We start from the raw sequence: 18,962 nt of genomic DNA, 5'->3' as shown, positions 1-18,962 counted from the left end.
GCCCTACTTCGCGGCCTTTTTGGCCCGGGCTTTCTTGGGCTTTTCTTCCGGAGCAGCCGCTTCCCGCTCGATACGCAGGCGGCGCAAACGCTCCGTCTTGGTGACAAGCCGGGTTGCCTCTTCGGCAATAATCTCGCGCGCCACCTTGTCGGTGGTTGCCAGCTTGTCCGTGGCAGAAACCCGGCCGGGCTTGAACAACTGATCTTTTGTCGTAGTCATGGCAGTCTCCCTGATCGGACGGCGTAGGCGCTGGAGAGGTCCGCCTTTCACGAAAAATACGGTCCCGCTCTGTCTGTTTGTTCTCACGCGCGTCCGGACGGAAGACAGATTCCACTCTTGGCGAACGCGCTTTAGCCCTTCTTGCGCGACGGAAGGAGACCTTCGCGCTGCATCTGCTTTCTTTTCAGCTTACGCAGACGGCGAACCGCCTCGCCCGCTTCGCGGTTGCGCTTTTCCGAAGGCTTCTCGTAAGATCGCCGCGCCCGCATCTCGCGAAAGATGCCTTCACGCTGCATTTTCTTCTTCAGGACGCGAAGCGCCTGATCGACATTGTTATCTCTTACCAGTACCTGCAAGAAAACCTCCTTGATTGGTTTATGTTTCTTCCACGTTCCCGGCCATGCGGCGCATCAGCGCGCACGGGCGGCAACATGAAAACAAAAAGGCCGGGATTAACCCGACCTCTTCCCAGTCACTGCCAGTACATCCGTGGTCAGCGACAGCGAATGACAATTATCTGCGGCTTGAAATAGGGCGATATCCGCCAATTCCCGAAACGGTTGCCAGTTCATCCGTGGTCAACCAGGGGCAATAAGATCAAGCAGCCTGAAGATTGTCGGCCGCGCTCTTTCCAGAGCGGTTGTCGCGAACGACTTCATAGCTCAATTTCTGACCGTCATTGAGCGACTGCATGCCTGCACGCTCAACGGCAGAAATATGAACGAAAACGTCCGTGCTGCCGTCATCGGGCTGGATAAAGCCAAAACCCTTGGCAGCATTGAACCATTTTACTGTTCCGGTTGACATAGTGATTTCCCTTCATTGGTGTTTCCTTCGCGGGTATTCGCGAAAGAGATCGATTTTGAGAGGAAATCGGTAGGGCAATCAGCCCCGGACAACGTCACAAGCAATGGTCGATGGGGTTGATATAGGCCCCTGCACCGCCGATTGCAACGGTTGGGGGCAAATTAAACCAGCCGGCGCGGTCGGAACGGGGCCCCGACACCCTGAAAAACAACAGGAATAGCGGCGTCGAGCCAGGCCCTCAGGGCGTGGAATTCGGCACGAAGATCCAGCGCCAATAGATCTGCTCGCGCCTCCTTGTAGCGCTGGAAGCCGGCGAGGCAAGGTTTCTGTGCCAATGGACCTTGCTTTGAATACCGGCAAACAACGGTCATTCGACCAGCCTCTGCCGGTGCGCAAAAAACAACCCATTATTGTGCCATTAGTAATTTTCGGTTATCGCCGGGACGGGAGTGTGCAGATACAGGCCTTATCTCATGAGAATTCCATCGCCAACCGCGCTTTTTTCGGAACGGCCCCGCCGACTGGTCCGCAGACGGTGGGTGCGCTACGCGCTGGCGGGCGGTATTCTTCTTGCTGTGGCTGCCTATCACCTCGTGCCCACCATCGTCTCGCCCGCGTCCATGGGCGATGCGCTGGAGAGAGAGCTTTCGGATTGGCTTGGAGCGCAGGCCACAGTTGCAGGCACGCCGGAGATTTCCTACTGGCCCCGTCCCAAGATCACCGCGCATGGCGCCGCGATCGCCCGCCCGAGCGGCGGCGGACTTCTGGTCTATGGCAACGCGGCCGAGTTGACGGCCGATTTCGGTATTTTCGGCGCGCTTTCCGGCAGCCCCGCCTTCTCCGACCTGACATTCGACAAGGCCGTCATCGTGCTGGAAGATGCCGGCGTTCCGGGCGCCGCGCCGGCGAACAGGCTGGCGATGGCGGTCGCGGCCATTCAGGATGGCGAGGCCGACGGCATTGACGGCAAGGGGCCGGGGGAATTGCGGCTGATCGACAGCACCATCGCCATTGCCGGCAAGGGCGATGGTGACGGCGATGGCGATCCGCGGATCGTGAAAGCGGTCACCGGAGAACTGGACTGGGAAGAACTGGATGGCGCCGCCCGGTTCACGGGATCGGCCGAGATCGGCGGCGAGCCGACCGAGATCGCGCTCAGGACCGCCAAACCGGTCACGATGTTTGCCGGCGGCTCCTCCACGGTTGATCTCACGCTTTCCAACGCCCTTGCCTCGGTGAGCTATCAGGGCACGGCATCCGGCAGGCGGCCCTATTTCCTGAATGGCAGCTTCTCCCTTTCGACCGCCGACCTGCAGAATCTGATGACCCGGCTCGGCGTCGAGACCCGGCTTCTCAGCACCGTCGGAAAGGCATCGCTGAAAGGCCAGGTCGCGCGCAGTGGAGCATCCCTGCGGTTCTCGCCGGTGGAACTGGCGATCGGTGATTCCAAGGCGAGCGGCGCTCTCGATATTGTCATGAAGACGCCCGATGAGCCCGCCAGGATTTCCGCGACCATGGCGTTCACCGATATCGCGCTGTTCGATGCACAGTCCTCGCTGCCATCATGGATCGATACGATGGCGGATGGTTCGGATGACGGGTCCAGCGAGCCGCTCTCCGATCTCGATCTGCGGGTCTCGGCCGGCACCGTGCGGCTTGCCGACATCACTCTTTCCGATGTCGCCGCCAGCATCATCCGCACCAGCGAGCAGACCAGTTTCGATATTGCCGACAGCAGGCTCGACAATGGTTCATTGTTCGCCCATGTCGCCGTGCAAAATGCCGGCACCGCCAAAGTGCGACTGAATGCCGAAAACGTCAGATCGAGCCCTCTTTTCCGCCAGCTCGGGATCAGCGTTCCGCTGGAAAGCGACGCACTCACCCTTGAACTGGTCTACCAGGCGAATTTGCCGCTGGAGCGGAACGCCAAGGACGGCCTGTCGGGCAATTTCCGTTTTGCGGCCGGTTCCGGCCAGTTGACCTGGCTTGACCTCAACGCGATCCTGGCAACCGCGGAAAACAGCAACGCCTTTGCATTTTCTCCGCTGAAACAGGCGCCCTATGCCTTCCAGTCGATCAAGGGCCGGGGCAGTCTCGACGGCACCATCCTGACGCTCGACGGCGTCACCATCGAAGGCGAGAACCGGCAGGTCACGATCGAGGGACAGGTCGATACCGCCACCGGCCAGCTTGAGGCAAAGCTGACGGCGACGCCGAAGAGCGGTAATGCGCCGGGAATCGCGCTCGATATCAGCGGCAATGCGCTGGCCGCCTTCGCGCGCGTCACAGAGATCCCCGCCGGGACAGCATCCGACTAGCCCCTTCAGGCGTCCGTTCCCGCGCGTCTGCCGGCGTAGAGCTCCGCCCGCGCCTTCATGAACCGGAACAGCCGGTCGGCGACCTGACGGATATCGCGCTGACGGCGATCGTCGTCATGAAGGACAAGCCACTGGTCGTGGGTGAGTTCATCGATCACCGGACCCGCGCGGGTGAGACGCTGGTTGGCGTCGCCGATGAAGCACGGCAGGACGGCGATGCCGGCGCCGGCTTCCACCAGATCGAGCATGGAGCGTGGCCGGCTTGCCGTCATGATGATGGCGTTGGCGTTGTGCGTGTGGGGCCAGGTGAGGTAACGCGAAATCGCGGCTTCGCGCGTGACCGCGATCCATTGCTCCGCGACCGTCGCGTTCCGCGCCCTGAAAGGGGCATAGGCGGCGGGACAGACGCGCCGGGCGGCAAGATTTATCTCCTCCGGCCGGAAGGCGCGGATGCCGATATGATTTTCCCGGTGGGCAAGGCTCGCGCGCTGCTCGCCGACGAGGAATTCGAGGCGGACGGGATCGCCGGGCGCGCGGATTTCATTAATGTGCTGGCTCACAAGAAAGGCGTTCCAGGTGCCGATGCCGAGGCGCACCAGCGTCGGGGCCGCCGTCTCGCCGCCCCAATCCTCGACCCGGCGCAACCTGCCTTCGGCATCCTTCAGCATCGCATGCAGCGTTTCCCCGTCCGGCGTCAGGCTGTAACCGCGCGGGCTTCGGGCAAAAAGCGTCCTGCCGAGCCGCTGCTCGAGGTCGAGCATATGGCGACCAACGGTCGCCGGGCTCAGCGCGCTTTCCTCGGAAGCGCCGGTGAGCCCGCCATGGCGGACAACCAGCAGAAACATTTGATAATGAGACCATGGGGCATTTTTCATGGATGAAAAATAGCCCTCATTTCGGCCGGTATCAAACGATAATTTTTGCGCTTAATAGAGGCGATGGCTCACGACAAAGGAGACATCGCAATGACCCGACGCCCGCCAAAACTCACGGACGACGTCAACTGGCGCGACGTGCCGGAAGACGATTATTACCGCGCCTTCGCCAATCCACTGCCGAAATCATGGTATTTTCTGGCTTCGCTGGCGAAGCGTGTTGGAGAGGGCCTTCGCGTCACACAACGTCGCCGGCGGCGACGCCCGAGGCCCATGCCCACTGGAAATTGTAACCGCCAAGCCAGCCGGTAACGTCGACGCATTCGCCGATGAAATAGAGCCCCGGCACGGACCGCGCCTCCATCGTGGCGGATGACAGCGCATTGGTGTCGATCCCGCCGAGCGTCACCTCGGCGGTGCGGTAGCCTTCCGTGCCCGCCGGCTTCACCCGCCAGTCCTGAACGGCGCGGGCAAGCGTGCCGAGCGCCTTGTCCGCCGTATCCGCCAGAGGCCCGGCGGGGCCGGCTTTCTCCGCGAAATACTGTGCCAGCCGCTTCGGCAAGTGATTGGAAAGCGCGGTGACGGCGCTTTGCCGGCCGTTCTCGCGCTTGGCCTTGATAAGTGCGTCCGCGAGATCGATGTCGGGCAGCATGCGTACCGCGATTTCCTGCCCGGGCCTCCAATAGGAGGAAATCTGGAGGATGGCTGGGCCGGAAAGTCCGCGATGGGTGATCAGCATCGCCTCGCGAAAGGCGGTCTTGCCGCAGCCGACCGCGCTGTCGACGCCGATGCCCGAAAGCGGCTGCAACTCCGCCTGCAAAGCCGGATCGAGCGTGAACGGCACCAGGCCGGGCCGCGGCTCCACCACCGGAATCCCGAAACCCGCGGCGACATCATAGGCGAAGCCGGTCGCTCCCATTTTAGGGATCGACTTGCCGCCGGTCGCGATCACCAGCGCGGCGCATGATGCCGTTTCGCCGTTCAGCCGCATCGTGAACCGCTCGCCGACGCGGGCAATGTCGCTGGCGGCGGTTTCGAGCGCGACCGTGATGCCGCCTTTGGCGCATTCTTCCATCAGCATGGCGATGATCTCGCGCGCCGATCCGTCGCAGAAGAGCTGGCCCAGCGTCTTCTCGTGCCAGGCGATACCGTGGCTCTCGACCAGATCGAGAAAATCGCGCGGGGTGTAGCGCGCCAGCGCGGATTTGGCGAAATGCGGGTTTTCGGAGATGAAATTACGCGGACCGGCATGAATATTGGTGAAGTTGCAGCGTCCGCCGCCGGAGACCCGAATCTTCTCGCCGGGCTTTTTCGCATGGTCGATCAGCAGCACGCGGCGGCCGCGCTTGCCGGCGCGCGCCGCGCACATCAGCCCGGCAGCCCCGGCCCCCACGACAATGACATCATAATCTTTCATGCGCGTGTTATCCCCAACGCGACATCGGGCCTGGAAGCAGAAACTCAACTTGCCCCCTCGCCAACGCGTCAGGGGTGTTTATGATACAGCAAACCGCAATGACAACCGGCGAGAAAAATGCCAGCCAAAAAAATCTCCATGAAAGCCGCAAGCAAAACCCAAAGCAGCAGAATCAAACGGGCGAAGAAGCCGACCGTGCTGTCCTCGCCCGCCTCCGCGCGCGGCGTCGCGGACTGGAAGGATGCAGCACGCTGGCTGAAGGCGCGCGGCATCGAGGATATCGAATGCATCACGCCGGACCTTGCCGGCGTGCCGCGCGGCAAGATGATGCCGACCTCGAAGTTCACCTCCAACACCTCGCTGGCGCTCCCCTCCGCGCTCTACCGCCACACGATTTCGGGCGACTACCCGGATGAAAGCGGCAGCTTCCGCTACGAGCCGCGCGACAGCGATCTCAAGCTCGTGCCGGACCTGTCGACGCTGACGACGGTGCCCTGGGAGAGCGACCCGACCGCGCAGGTGATCTGCGACGTCGTCGGCTCCGATGGCGAAGAGGTGCCCTATACGCCGCGCAACGTGCTGAAGCGCGTGGTCGAGCTTTACGAGAAGAAGGGCTGGCGTCCGGTGGTCGCGCCCGAGATCGAATTCTATCTGGTGGCCAAGAACGACGATCCCGACCTGCCGCTGGTGCCGCCCGTCGGCCGCTCCGGACGCCCAATCGTCGCCGGTCAGGCCTATTCGATTGCCGGCATCAACGAGTTCGACGAGCTGATCGACGACATCTACCACTTCTGCGAGGCGCAGGGGCTGGAGATCGATACGCTCATCCACGAGGAAGGCCCTGCCCAGCTCGAGATCAATCTCCGCCATGGCGATCCGCTGGAGCTTGCCGACCAGGTGTTCTATTTCAAGCGCACTATTCGCGAGGCCGCCACCAAACACGGCACCTTCGCCACCTTCATGGCCAAGCCGATGCAGGGCCAGCCGGGCTCGGCGATGCATATCCACCAGTCGCTGATCGATATCGAGACCGGCCGCAACGTGTTCTCGCTGGAAAACGGCGAGCCCTCGCCGGAATTCTTCCACTTCATCGGCGGCATGCAGAAATATGTGCCGTCGACGCTGGTGATGATGGCGCCCTACGTGAATTCCTATCGCCGGCTGACGCCCGACATGGCCTGCCCGGTCAACACCGCCTGGGGCTATGACAACCGCACCACCGCGTTCCGCATCCCGGTTTCCGATCCGGATTCGCGGCGCGTGGAAAACCGCTTGCCGAGCTCCGACGCCAACCCCTATCTGGCGCTTGCCGCCTCGCTCGCCTGCGGCTATCTCGGCATCGAGAACCTTGCGGACCCCTCCGCGCCCACGGCCGACACCGCCAATGAGGGCATTGTCGACCTGCCGCGCGGCCTGCTGGAAGCGCTGGCGCTGATGGAGGCCGAAACGGCGCTCGTTCCCGTGCTGTCGCACGAGTTCATCGACCTTTACGCCGGTATCAAGCGCGGCGAATTCGAGACCTTCATGGAGGTGATCAGCCCGTGGGAACGGGAATTTCTGCTCCTTCACGTGTAACAGTAACCGACCCTGGATGACGGAGGCCTTCGCGAATGAAATGGCAAAGCCCGATTGCGCCGGGCCTTTCCTGGTATCAGGCAACGCTTGCCGAGCGGCCGACCTATCCGCAGCTTGACGGCTCGACCAGCGCGGACGTCATTATCGTCGGCGGCGGCTTCACCGGCCTTCAGGCGGCTTATCAACTGGCGGCCGACGGCGTTGACGTGGTGCTGGTCGACGCCGCCCGGTTCGGCGATGGCGCATCGGGGCGCAATGGCGGCCAACTCGGCACCGGCCAGCACTGGTGGCCGGAAGAAATGGAGCACAAGCTCGGCAAGGCGCGCTCGCTCGCGTTTTTCCGCATGGCCGAGGATGCCAAGTCCCACCTGCTCGATTTCGCCCGCGCCCAGAAGATCGATATCGACTTCACGCCCGGCCAGCTTTCCGTCGCCCACAAGCGCAATATGGAATACACCTATCGCCATCACGCCGAGGCGCTGGCGGAGCGTTATGACTACCCGCATCTATCCTTCATGAGCAAACAGGAGACTGCGGAACGGCTCGGTTCCAGCCATTATTACTGCGGACTGCGCGATATCGGCACTGGCCATATTCATCCGCTGAAACTGCTGGCGGGCACGGCGAAGGCGGCGGCAAAGGCCGGCGCGCGCCTGTACGAAATGACCAAGGCGCTCAACATCGACCGCGCCGACGGCAGGATCGCGGTGGAGACGGAACGTGGCACGATTACCGCCGACCGGGCCCTGATCGCCTGCAACGGCTATATTCAGGAGCATCTGGAGCCGAAAACGGCGGCGAAGATCATGCCGATCCGCTCCTTCATCGCCGCAACGACCCGTCTACCCAAGGCGCTGAAGATATTGCCGGGCTGCGAATCGGTCGATGACAGCCGGTTCGTGGTGCGCTACTTTCGCAAGGCACCGACCGGAGAATTGCTGTTCGGCGGGCGCGAGGTCTATTCCGCCGATGATCCGAAGAACGTTTCCAAGCATCTCCACCGCCAGATCGTGCAGGTCTATCCGCAACTGGCCGACATCGACATCACCCATGCCTGGGGCGGATCGGTGGGCATTACGCTCCCGCGCCGGCCGCTGGTGGACGAAATCATGCCGGGCGTCACCTCAATCGGCGGGTTTTCCGGCCATGGCGTCATGCTGTCGAATTATTGCGGCAAGCTCTATGCCGACGAGATCGCGGGGCGCTCGCAGGATCTCGGGCTTTACCGCGACCTCGAAATCCCCGCCTTCCCCGGCGGCGAGCGGCTGCGCAAGCCCTTGCTGTTCCTCGCCCTCACATGGTTCGCGCTTCGCGACCTGATCTAGTTGATTTCTTTTTCGCGCTTGCGCACCGGCGCCCGGCCCGCAAGCGCTTCACGACCGAGACCGACTGATGAAAGACCGATTGCATTTTCTCGCCCATATCCGATTTTTTCGAAATCGGACTGGCATTTTTAAATCGATTTGATAAAACACCGCCAACCAGCTGACGATTGAGAGGACTGACCATGAGCAGTCAAATGATCCCCGTCGACCCCTTCGACTATGTTGTCTTCGGCGCAACCGGAGACCTGACCGAGCGCAAACTTCTCCCCGCGCTCTACCACCGCCAGATTGCGGGACAGTTCACCGACCCGACGCGCATCATCGGCGCCTCGCGTTCCGAGCTGACCTCGGAGCAGTTCCGCGAGCATGCCGACAAGGCGCTGAAGGAGCACCTGAAGGACGGCGAATACGACAAGGACGAGGTCGCGAAATTCCTCGCCCGGATCGAATATGTGCCGGTCGACGCGACCACCAACAAGGGTTGGGACGCGCTCAAGAAAATGCTGGAGCCCGGCAAGGACCGGGTGCGCGCCTTCTACATGGCCGTCGCCCCTTCGATCTTCGGCCCGATCTGCGACGGCATTCGCGACCACAAGCTGATCACCAAGCAGACCCGCATCGTCGTTGAAAAGCCGCTCGGCCGCGACCTCGCCTCCGCGCTGGAACTCAACAACATGATCGCCAAGACCTTCCACGAGGAACAGGTCTTCCGCATCGACCACTATCTCGGCAAGGAAACGGTGCAGAACCTGATGGCGCTGCGTTTCGCCAACATGCTCTACGCGCCGCTGTGGAACGCCAACCATATCGACCATATCCAGATCACGGTCGGCGAGGAGGTCGGGCTCGAGGGCCGCGCCGGCTATTACGACAAGTCGGGCGCGCTGCGCGACATGGTGCAGAACCACATCCTCAACGTGCTCTGCATGGTGGCGATGGAAACGCCCTCTTCGATGGAGTCCGAGGCCGTTCGCGACGAAAAGCTCAAAGTGCTGCGCTCGCTGAAGCCGATTACCGAGGAAAACGCCAGCGCGATGACCGTTCGCGGCCAGTACCGCGCCGGCGCATCCAAGGGCGGCGCCGTCAAGGGCTATCTCGAGGAGCTCGGCGGCGAATCCGACACCGAAACCTTTGTCGCGATCAAGGCCGAGATCGAAAACTGGCGCTGGGCGGGCGTGCCCTTCTACATCCGCACCGGCAAGCGGCTTGCCAGCCGGCTTTCGGAAGTCGTGATCACCTTCAAGGAAATTCCGCATTCGATCTTCGGCCCCGGCGCCGGGCGGATCGCGGCCAACCAGCTCGTGCTGCGCCTGCAGCCGGACGAGGGCGTGAAGCAGTGGCTAATGATCAAGGATCCCGGGCCCGGCGGCATGCGCCTGCGCCAGGTCGCGCTCGACATGAGCTTCGCCCAGGCCTTCGACGTCCGCAACCCGGATGCCTATGAGCGCCTGCTGCTCGACGTGGTGCGCGCCAACCAGACGCTGTTCATGCGCCGCGACGAGGTGGAAGAGGCATGGCGCTGGTGCGATCCGATCCTCAAGGCCTGGGAGGAAACAAACCAGCCGGTTCACGGCTATACCGCCGGCACCTGGGGCCCATCCAAGGCGATCGCGCTGATCGAGCGCGACGGCCGCACCTGGCACGAACCGCTGTGAGGGTGGGCGAGATGACCGAGACGATGCACACATTCGAAAACGGCGTTGATCTGGCCGCGGCCCTTTCCGCGGCCGTCGCCAGCAAGCTTGCCGCCGCGATCGCCGACAAGGGCATGGCCTCGCTCGCCGTTTCCGGCGGGTCGACGCCAAAGGCCTTCTTCCGCGCGCTGTCGTCGGCGCCGATCGACTGGGAAAAAGTGACCATCACCCTGGTCGACGAGCGGTTCGTGCCGGAGGACAATCCGCGCTCGAACCACCTTCTGGTGAAGGAAAACCTGCTGAAGGGTCCGGCCGCCAGCGCCCGCTTCATCCCGCTCTACCAGAAGGTGGAAACCGCAGAGGAAGCGGCCGATATCGTGACCAACAAGGTGTCGGCCGCGAGCCTGCCCTTCGATGTCGTGGTGCTGGGCATGGGAACCGATGGCCACACGGCCTCGTTCTTCCCGGGAGGCGACACGCTTGAAAAGGCGCTCGACAAGGCGACGCCCGCCGGCGTGATGGCCATTCATGCCGAAGGGGCGGGCGAGGCCCGGCTGACCTTCACCTTCTCCAGCCTCGAAAATGCGGGCCTGCTGGTGCTGCATATCGAAGGCGAGGCCAAGAAGGATGTTCTGAACAAGGCGCTCTCCGGCGATGACGAGGCGGAAATGCCGATCCGCGCCGTTCTCACCCGCGCCTCCTCACCCGTGGAAATATACTGGGCGCCCTGACACATTCTGCCGGGCGCCTTCCGCAAAGCACAGGAAAAGCCCATGACCGCCGATCCCCGTATTGCAGAAATAACCGCTCGCATCGTCGAGCGGTCCAAGCCAACCCGTGAAGCCTATCTCGATCGCGTCTCCCAGGCGATCGCGAAGGGCGTCCACCGCTCCGTTCTGTCCTGCGGCAACCTCGCGCACGGCTTTGCGGTCTGTTCCCCCGCCGAGAAGGATGCGCTTTCGGGCGATACCGTCCCCAATCTCGGCATCATCACTTCCTATAACGACATGCTCTCGGCCCATCAGCCGTTCGAGACCTATCCGGCGCTGATCCGCGAAGCCGCGCGCGAGGCCGGCGGCGTGGCGCAGGTCGCAGGCGGGGTGCCGGCGATGTGCGACGGCGTTACCCAGGGCCAGCCCGGCATGGAGCTGTCGCTGTTTTCGCGCGATCTGATCGCAATGTCGGCTGCGGTCGGCCTGTCGCACAATATGTTCGATGCCGCCGTCTATCTCGGCGTCTGCGACAAGATCGTCCCCGGCCTGACGATCGCGGCGCTGACCTTCGGCCATCTGCCGACGATCTTCATTCCCGCGGGTCCCATGACCACCGGCCAGGGCAATGACGAGAAGTCGCACATCCGCCAGCTCTATGCGGAGGGCAAGGTCGGGCGCAAGGAACTGCTGGAATCGGAATCGAAATCCTATCACGGTCCCGGCACCTGCACCTTCTACGGCACCGCCAATTCCAACCAGATGCTGATGGAGATGATGGGCCTGCACATGCCGGGCGCCTCGTTCATCAACCCCAATACGCCGCTGCGCGATGCGCTGACAAAGGAGGCGGTGAAGCGCGCCTTCGCGATCACCGTCGACGGCAACGAGTTCACGCCCGTCGGCCAGATGATCGACGAGCGCTCGATCGTCAATGGCGTGGTCGGCCTGCACGCCACCGGCGGATCCACCAACCACACAATGCATCTTGTGGCGATGGCGCGCGCCGCCGGCATCCAGCTCACCTGGCAGGATATCTCCGAACTCTCCGATATCGTGCCGCTGCTCGCCCGCGTCTATCCGAACGGGCTTGCCGACGTGAACCATTTTCACGCCGCTGGCGGCATGGGCTATCTCATCCGCCAACTTCTCAACGCCGGCTTCCTGCACGACGATGTCCGCACCGTGTTCGGCGAGGGCATGGAGGCCTATGCGATCGACGTGAAGCTCAACGATGACGGCACGGTGCGCCGCGAGCCGATCGGCGACGGGCCGAGCGCCGACCCGAAGGTGCTGACCACCCATGACAAGCCGTTCCAGCCCAATGGCGGGCTGAAGATGCTTGCCGGCAATATCGGCAAGGCGGTGATCAAGATCTCCGCCGTCAAGCCGGAGCGCCGGGTGATCGAGGCGCCGGCGATCGTGTTCCACGACCAGCAGGAACTGCAGACGGCCTTCAAGTCCGGCGACCTCAACCGCGACTTCATCGCGGTGGTCCGCTTCCAGGGCCCGAAATCGAACGGCATGCCGGAACTTCACCGCCTGACCCCGCCGCTCGGCGTGCTGCAGGACCGCGGCTACAAGGTGGCGCTGGTTACCGACGGGCGCATGTCCGGGGCTTCCGGCAAGGTGCCGGCCGCCATCCACGTGACGCCGGAAGCAAAGGACGGCGGGCCGATCGCGAAGATCCGCACCGGCGACCGGATGCGGCTCGATGCCGAGGCGGGGACGCTGGAGGTTCTGGTGCCGGCGGAAGAGTTCGATGCGCGCCCGCTTGCGGAAGCCGATCTCACCGGCAATGAGTACGGCATGGGGCGGGAACTGTTCGCCCCGTTCCGCCATCATGTCGGCACGGCCGATCACGGCGCCAGCGTGTTTTTCGAGTGATCGTTAAGACCATTCGCATTACGTGATTGGCTGCCTCAATTCGTGCGCCTTGCTGCCACGAAATAAACATATGCCACCAATAATCGTCGGCTCGGGAAACAAATCCCGGGCCTATTTCGTTTCCAAGGCAAGGGTCAATCGAGCAGGGGACACTGTAACATTCCAGCAACAGCTCCCAACCAAGTGCGCGGGATGTGCAAAGTTAATTTGATCGATTGATTAAATCACCTATCTAGACGCCAGGTGAAACACATCGAAGGAGTACAAAGTAATGAAAAAGATTCTTCTCGCTTCCGCCGCTTTCGTCGCCATGGGCGCCACTGCCCAAGCCGCTGACGTGGTCATGACGCCGGCAGCCGAACCCTATGTCGCTCCGCAGGTCATCCCCCAGACCTTCAGCTGGACCGGCTTCTACCTCGGTGGCACCGGTGGTTACGACTGGGCGAGCGCCAACCTCAACTATCTCGGCGTTGCCGGCTCCGGCGATGACTTCAACGGCGGCAAGCTCGGCGGTTTCGCCGGCTACAACTACCAGTTCGACAACAACCTCGTTCTCGGTGTTGAAGGCGAGCTCGACTACAACTGGAACGAACAGGACTACAACGTAGGCCTGCCCTACAGCGTCAAGGCTGGTTCCGACTGGGAAGGCTCCGTTCGCGCCCGTCTGGGTTATGCGTTCGACAACGCCCTGATCTACGCAACCGGTGGCTGGGCGATTGCCAACGGCTATCTCAAGGCTGATGGCCTCGAACAGGACCAGGCCTTCAACGGCTGGACCGTCGGCGCCGGTATCGACTACGCGCTGAGCAACAACGTCTTTGCCGGTCTGGAATACCGCTACACCGACTTCGGCAAGAAGGACTTCGACGGCGCTCTGACCGGCTTCGAAGCGAAGGACTACACGTCCAACCGCGTCATGGCCCGCGTCGGTTACAAGTTCTGATCTCCCGAATGGCGGACGTCCCCCTGTCCGCCATTCATTCTTCGCTGTGCCCCCCTCCCGCGGCGAAGAATATAGAAAAGCCCGCCGGCGAATGCCTGGCGGGCTTTTTTTGTGTGGGGGCGGCGGATGCGATCAGCGGTAAAGGTAGCTGTGGCCGCTTTCGTCGAAGAGGTGCAGTCTTTCCGAGTCGGCAACGAAGCGCATCACATCGCCGGGCTTGCCCTTGTGGATGCCGGGAAGCTTGACGATGATGGGGTCCTCGTCGATGAGGTCGCCCTCGATATAGATCAGCGTCACCTCGCCCAGCGCCTCGATGATCGCGATCTTGCCCTCGAACAGGAAGTCCTCGCCCTCGGCGGCCTCGCGCACATCCTCGGGCCGCACGCCGAAACTTGCCTTCTTGCCGACATCCTTTTCCGGCGTCTTGACCGGCACCTCGAAACGCTTGCCGTCCTTGAGCTCGACCTCGGTGGTCTCACCCGCACGGGTGATCTTGACCGGCATGATGTTCATGGCCGGCGAGCCGATGAACTGGGCAACGAACAGGTTTGCGGGCCGTTCGTAAAGCTCCAGCGGCGCGCCGACCTGTTCGATATAGCCGCCCGAGAGCACCACGATGCGGTCGGCGAGCGTCATCGCCTCGACCTGGTCGTGGGTCACGTAGATCATCGTGGTATCGGGCATCTTCTCGTTGAGCTTGGCGATCTCGATGCGGGTCGCCACACGCAACGCGGCATCGAGGTTCGACAACGGCTCATCGAACAGGAACACCTTCGGATCGCGGCAGATGGCGCGGCCGATCGCCACGCGCTGACGCTGTCCGCCCGAAAGCGCCTTCGGCAGACGGTCGAGATAGGGCGTGATCTGCAGCATGTCGGCGGCAGCCCGCACGCGCCGGTCGATCTCTTCCTTGCTCTCCTTGGCAATCCGCATGCCAAAGGCCATGTTGTCGTAGACCGACATATGCGGATAGAGCGCATAGGTCTGGAACACCATGGCGATGCCGCGCTTGGAGGGCGGAATGTCATTGACCACCTGGTCCTCGATCGCGATCGTGCCGCCGGAGATTTCCTCCAGCCCGGCGATCATCCTGAGAAGCGTCGACTTGCCGCATCCGGAAGGACCGACAAAGACGACGAACTCACCCGGCTGGATGTCCAGGTCGATCTTGTGAAGAACTTCGACATTGCCGTAGGATTTCTTCACATCCTTGAGTGTAACACCAGTCATTACCGCCCCTTTCCCTATGCGCCCTTGCGGGCGAAATATGCGCCCCAGGCAGGAAGTTTTATCGTATTGCCGTCGGCCTCGCACGAGAAGCCGGCTCCTTCAAGCCCGTCCCATGCGCCATCCGGCAGACGCGCCGTCACGGGAGCCGCCGAGATGTTGAACACGCAAAGAACGCTTTCGCCCTCGATGTCGCGCGTGAAGATCAACAGCGCATCGTCATCGGCCCTGTGAAACGCGATCCCGCCTCTACCGAGCGCTGGCAGGCTTTTGCGCAGCGCCAGGAAGCGGCGATAGTGCTCAAGCACCGATCCGTCCTCGCCCTGCTGAACGTCGACCGCCTTCATCACATGATCGGGCGAGACCGGCAGCCAGGTCTTCTCCGCCGTGGAGAAGCCGGCATTGACGGCGCCCGCCTGCCAGACCATTGGCGTGCGGCAGCCGTCGCGGCCCTTGAATTCCGGCCAGAACTCGATGCCATAGGGGTCCTGCAGGTCCTCGAAGGCGATGTCGGCCTCGGTCAGCCCCAGTTCCTCGCCCTCATAGAGGCAGATCGAGCCCTTGAGCGTCATCAGCAGCGAGGCCAGCATCTTGGCATAGGCCGCCTTGTCCGCGATGCCCGCGCCCCAGCGGCTGAGATGGCGGACCACGTCGTGGTTTGAGAACGCCCAGCAGGCCCAGCCCTCGGGCGCGGCCGCATCGAAGGCGTTGATCGAGTTGACCACATGCTTCGGCGTCACCGGCTGCGGGGCCAGGAATTCGAAGGCATAGCACATCTGCATCTTGTCGCCGCCGGAGGTGTATTCGCCGACGATCTCGAGTCCGCGCTGGCTGTCGCCAACCTCGCCGACGGCCGCAACGGCCGGATATTCCTCCATCACGGCGCGCAACCGCTTCAGGAATGCGAGATTCTCCGGGCGGCTCTTGTCGTAGAGATGTTCCTGATAGTTATAGGGATTGACCGCCGGCGCCGTCTGGTCGTTGCGACGCTCGGGCGCAAGTGCTGGATTGTCGCGCAGTTGCTGGTCGTGGAAGTAGAAATTGATCGTGTCGAGACGGAAGCCGTCAACGCCGCGATCGAGCCAGAAGCGCGCGACATCGAGCAGTGCGTCCTGAACCTCGGAATTGTGAAAATTGAGGTCCGGCTGCGAGACCAGGAAATTGTGCATGTAATATTGCAGGCGGCGGCTGTCCCACTGCCAGGCCGAGCCGCCGAAGATCGACAGCCAATTGTTGGGCGGCGCGCCATCCGGCTTGGCGTCTGCCCAGACATACCAGTCGGCGCGGGGATTATCGCGGCTCGACCGGCTCTCGACGAACCAGGGATGCTGGTCGGAGGTGTGCGACAGCACCAGGTCGATCATGATCTTGAGGCCCAGTTCATGGGCCTTCTCAATCATCGCGTCGAAATCAGCGAGCGTGCCGAACATCGGGTCGATGTCCTTGTAGTTCGACACGTCGTAGCCGAAATCCTTCATCGGCGAGGTGAAGAACGGCGAGATCCAGACCGCATCGGCCCCGAGGCCGGCGATATAATCCAGCCGTTCGGCAATGCCGCGGATATCGCCGACGCCATCGCCGTTGGAATCCTGAAACGAGCGCGGATAGACCTGGTAGATGACGGCGCCGCGCCACCAATCCTTGTCGATGGCCTTGTTATTGGTATCGTTCATTTTCTTGTCTTTTCTTGTCAGTGTCGCAGTCGGGGATCAAGGCGGCATCAGCCGCCCTTGACCGAGCCCGCCAGCAGGCCGCGCACCAGATAGCGTTGCAGCGCGAAGAACACGATGAGCGGCACGATGATGGAGATGAAGGCGGAGGCCGTCAGGATTTCCCAATTGCCGCCGCGCGATCCGAGCAGTTCGCGCAGCCTCGCCGTCAGCACGATGGTCTGCTCGCTATTGCCGAGGAACACGGTCGCCACCAGCAGGTCGTTCCATGTCCACAGGAACTGGAAGATCGCGAAGGAGGCGAGCGCCGGGTAGGACAGCGGCAGGATGATCTTGCGGAAGATCATGAAGTCGTTGGCGCCGTCGACGCGGGCGGATTCCATGATTTCGCGCGGCAGGCCGGCGATATAATTGCGCAACAGATAGATCGCGAGCGGCAGGCCGAAGCCCATATGCGCCAGCCATATCCCGACATAGGTCTTGGATGGCACGCCGAATATATCGCCGATCCAGTTATACATCTTCAGAAGCGGGATCAGCGACATCTGCAGCGGCACCACCAGCAGGCCGACGATGACGGCGAGCAGCAGGTTGCGGAACGGGAACTTCATCCACGACAGCGCATAGGCCGCATAGGCCGCCACCAGAACCGGGATGATGGTCGACGGGATCGCGACCGTCAGCGAGTTCAGGAAGGATTGACCGATACCTTCCGAGGTCAGGACATTGCGATAGTTCTCAAGCGTGAAGCGCGGCGGTATCTTCGCCGTCACGAAAATGCGCTGGCCGCGCTTGCCGAAGGGCTCCGGCGAGGTCATCCGGAATTCGCCATCGGATTCGACGGTGAGTTCCTGACCGTCGCCCATGTCCGCAGTCTCGCCGGCCTCAAATTCCGTGGGCCTGAGCGACGTCGTGCCGAAGCGGGAAACCTTGCCGCCGGCCCCGTCGAGCGCATTGCCGGTAATGACGTAGAGTCCCCCCTCTTCAGTCTGCCCCTCCGCGCCCGGCGCGCGGTAGATCAGGTTCTGCGTGGAGGTCGCAAGCGACGTCCACCAGCCGGAGGCCACGATCTGGTCCTTGTCGCGCAGCGACGTCACCAGCAGGCCGAAGGTCGGGATGGTCCACAGGATCACCAGCAGAAGCACGGTGATGTGGGAGAACCAGACCAGCGGCGATTTCTTGTGCGAGTGCATTTACCGGCCCTCCATCTCTTTGCGCGAATTGCGGATATTCCAGACCATGATCGGGATAACCAGAACCATGATGACGATCGCGATCGTGGCCCCGCGGCCGAAATCGCCCCCGCCCCTGAACATCCAGTCGAACATGAGATTGGCGAGCACCTGGGTATTCCACTGCCCGTTGGTCATCGCGAGAACGATATCGAAGATCTTGAGCACGATGATGGTGATCGTGGTCCAGACAACGGCAATGGTGTTGTAGATCTGCGGCACCATGATCTTGAAGAAGATCTGCAACCCGTTGGCGCCATCGATCACCGCCGCCTCGATGGTTTCCTCCGGAATGCCGCGCAGCGCCGCCGACAGCAGCACCATGGCGAACCCGGTCTGGATCCAGAGCAGGATGATCATCAGGAAGAAATTGTTCCAGAACGGCATGGCGATCCAGACATGCGGCTCGCCGCCCATGGCCACGATGATCGCGTTCAGGATGCCGATCTGGTCGGCGCCGTCGCCGCGATAGTCATAGACGAACTTCCAGATGACGGAGGCGCCGACGAACGAGATCGCCATCGGCATGAAGATCATCATCTTGGCGAAGGAACCCCACCAGATGCGGTCGGTCAGCCAGGCGATGATGAGGCCGAAAAAGGTCGAAAGCGCCGGCACGAAGATTAGCCAGAGCATGTTGTTGAACATCGATTCCCGAAATTCGGAATCGTTGAACATCCACACATAGTTCGCCGCCCCGACATAGGTGTCGCCCGAAGGGCCATGCACCGAATACCAGAGCGAGGCGAAAACCGGATAGACCAGATAGATCCCGAGCGACAACAGCGCCGGCAGCAGGAACAGCCAGGGGCGGATCATGCCGGAGATGCGCAGATTGCGCACGCCCTGCGCCGGATCCTTCGTCTCGGACGGAAAGATGATGTCGAGCAGCTTGTTGGTGCCATAAAAATAGATCATGGCGGCGGCCACGCCTATGACGACGGCCAGCAAGGCTTTGATGATTTGTTCCACGCCTTTCACTCCCCGTAACGGCTGTGCATCGGCAGGTCGCCGCGCCGTTCAGCTTATTTCGGGCCGCCACGGCTCATGGCCGGGCCCCTTTGTTGTGCCGCGCGTTCCAAAGACCGGAATCCCCCTTGGCGAAGCGCGCTTTCAGAAGTCT

At 62.3% G+C, this 18,962-nt stretch carries 16 protein-coding genes; 7 read left to right on the top strand and 9 right to left on the bottom strand.

Annotation, left to right across the window (positions count from 1 at the left end; all coding sequences use genetic code 11):
* Nucleotides 1–3 precede the first annotated feature (3 nt).
* The 3 genes from Mame_RS06280 to Mame_RS06270 form a co-directional block, all read right to left on the bottom strand.
* On the bottom strand, nucleotides 4–219 hold the full coding sequence (locus Mame_RS06280; protein WP_026173540.1) for a hypothetical protein: 216 nt from the start codon (nucleotides 217–219) through the stop codon (nucleotides 4–6).
* 131 nt (nucleotides 220–350) lie between these two features.
* Nucleotides 351–575, bottom strand: coding sequence for a 30S ribosomal protein S21 (gene rpsU, locus Mame_RS06275; protein ID WP_018065179.1), 225 nt, complete (start codon nucleotides 573–575; stop codon nucleotides 351–353).
* A 241-nt stretch (nucleotides 576–816) separates the two neighbouring features.
* Nucleotides 817–1,026, bottom strand: coding sequence for a cold-shock protein (locus Mame_RS06270; protein WP_018065178.1), 210 nt, complete (start codon nucleotides 1,024–1,026; stop codon nucleotides 817–819).
* Nucleotides 1,027–1,565: 539 nt separating this feature from the next.
* Between Mame_RS06270 and Mame_RS06265 the strand changes: the two genes are divergently transcribed.
* Nucleotides 1,566–3,344 (top strand): AsmA family protein, encoded by a 1,779-nt coding sequence (locus Mame_RS06265; protein WP_018065176.1) that lies wholly within the window; start codon nucleotides 1,566–1,568, stop codon nucleotides 3,342–3,344.
* Between the two features lie 5 nt (nucleotides 3,345–3,349).
* On the opposite strand, the gene Mame_RS06260 is transcribed toward Mame_RS06265, so the two are convergent.
* Nucleotides 3,350–4,219 (bottom strand): LysR family transcriptional regulator, encoded by an 870-nt coding sequence (locus tag Mame_RS06260; protein ID WP_026173539.1) that lies wholly within the window; start codon nucleotides 4,217–4,219, stop codon nucleotides 3,350–3,352.
* 238 nt (nucleotides 4,220–4,457) lie between these two features.
* A complete protein-coding gene (locus Mame_RS06255) occupies nucleotides 4,458–5,636 on the bottom strand; it encodes a BaiN/RdsA family NAD(P)/FAD-dependent oxidoreductase (RefSeq protein ID WP_018065174.1) in 1,179 nt (392 codons plus the stop codon).
* A 138-nt stretch (nucleotides 5,637–5,774) separates the two neighbouring features.
* Here Mame_RS06255 and Mame_RS06250 point away from each other — a divergent pair, with 138 nt between their 5' ends.
* From Mame_RS06250 to Mame_RS06225, 6 genes are all read left to right on the top strand, one after another.
* Nucleotides 5,775–7,211 (top strand): glutamine synthetase family protein, encoded by a 1,437-nt coding sequence (locus Mame_RS06250; RefSeq protein ID WP_412768648.1) that lies wholly within the window; start codon nucleotides 5,775–5,777, stop codon nucleotides 7,209–7,211.
* A 35-nt stretch (nucleotides 7,212–7,246) separates the two neighbouring features.
* Complete coding sequence (locus tag Mame_RS06245; protein WP_018065172.1) at nucleotides 7,247–8,536, top strand: NAD(P)/FAD-dependent oxidoreductase; 1,290 nt, start codon at nucleotides 7,247–7,249, stop codon at nucleotides 8,534–8,536.
* Nucleotides 8,537–8,718: 182 nt separating this feature from the next.
* Nucleotides 8,719–10,191 (top strand): glucose-6-phosphate dehydrogenase, encoded by a 1,473-nt coding sequence (gene zwf, locus Mame_RS06240; protein ID WP_026173537.1) that lies wholly within the window; start codon nucleotides 8,719–8,721, stop codon nucleotides 10,189–10,191.
* Between the two features lie 11 nt (nucleotides 10,192–10,202).
* Nucleotides 10,203–10,901 carry a 6-phosphogluconolactonase gene (pgl, locus tag Mame_RS06235; RefSeq protein ID WP_018065170.1) on the top strand — a complete coding sequence of 233 codons (699 nt, stop codon included), beginning with the start codon at nucleotides 10,203–10,205 and terminating at the stop codon, nucleotides 10,899–10,901.
* Between the two features lie 42 nt (nucleotides 10,902–10,943).
* On the top strand, nucleotides 10,944–12,767 hold the full coding sequence (gene edd / locus Mame_RS06230) for a phosphogluconate dehydratase (protein WP_018065169.1): 1,824 nt from the start codon (nucleotides 10,944–10,946) through the stop codon (nucleotides 12,765–12,767).
* A gap of 271 nt (nucleotides 12,768–13,038) precedes the next feature.
* Nucleotides 13,039–13,710 (top strand): outer membrane protein, encoded by a 672-nt coding sequence (locus Mame_RS06225; protein WP_018065168.1) that lies wholly within the window; start codon nucleotides 13,039–13,041, stop codon nucleotides 13,708–13,710.
* 132 nt (nucleotides 13,711–13,842) lie between these two features.
* On the opposite strand, the gene Mame_RS06220 is transcribed toward Mame_RS06225, so the two are convergent.
* Genes Mame_RS06220 through Mame_RS06205 form a run of 4 tightly spaced genes read right to left on the bottom strand, consistent with a single transcriptional unit; the run spans nucleotide 13,843 to nucleotide 18,811 of the window.
* Complete coding sequence (locus tag Mame_RS06220) at nucleotides 13,843–14,940, bottom strand: ABC transporter ATP-binding protein (protein ID WP_018065167.1); 1,098 nt, start codon at nucleotides 14,938–14,940, stop codon at nucleotides 13,843–13,845.
* Nucleotides 14,941–14,954: 14 nt separating this feature from the next.
* Nucleotides 14,955–16,610: a beta-galactosidase BglA gene (bglA, locus tag Mame_RS06215; RefSeq protein ID WP_018065166.1), complete on the bottom strand. Its 1,656-nt coding sequence runs from the start codon at nucleotides 16,608–16,610 to the stop codon at nucleotides 14,955–14,957.
* 47 nt (nucleotides 16,611–16,657) lie between these two features.
* On the bottom strand, nucleotides 16,658–17,800 hold the full coding sequence (locus Mame_RS06210) for a carbohydrate ABC transporter permease (RefSeq protein ID WP_018065165.1): 1,143 nt from the start codon (nucleotides 17,798–17,800) through the stop codon (nucleotides 16,658–16,660).
* Nucleotides 17,801–18,811: a carbohydrate ABC transporter permease gene (locus Mame_RS06205; protein ID WP_018065164.1), complete on the bottom strand. Its 1,011-nt coding sequence runs from the start codon at nucleotides 18,809–18,811 to the stop codon at nucleotides 17,801–17,803.
* Nucleotides 18,812–18,962 lie beyond the last annotated feature (151 nt).

The organism is Martelella mediterranea DSM 17316 (assembly GCF_002043005.1).
In the GTDB taxonomy this organism is placed as follows: Bacteria; Pseudomonadota; Alphaproteobacteria; order Rhizobiales; family Rhizobiaceae; genus Martelella; species Martelella mediterranea.
The sequence above is the reverse complement of the archived record's forward strand: the minus strand, read 5'-3'. Positions and strand labels throughout refer to the sequence as shown.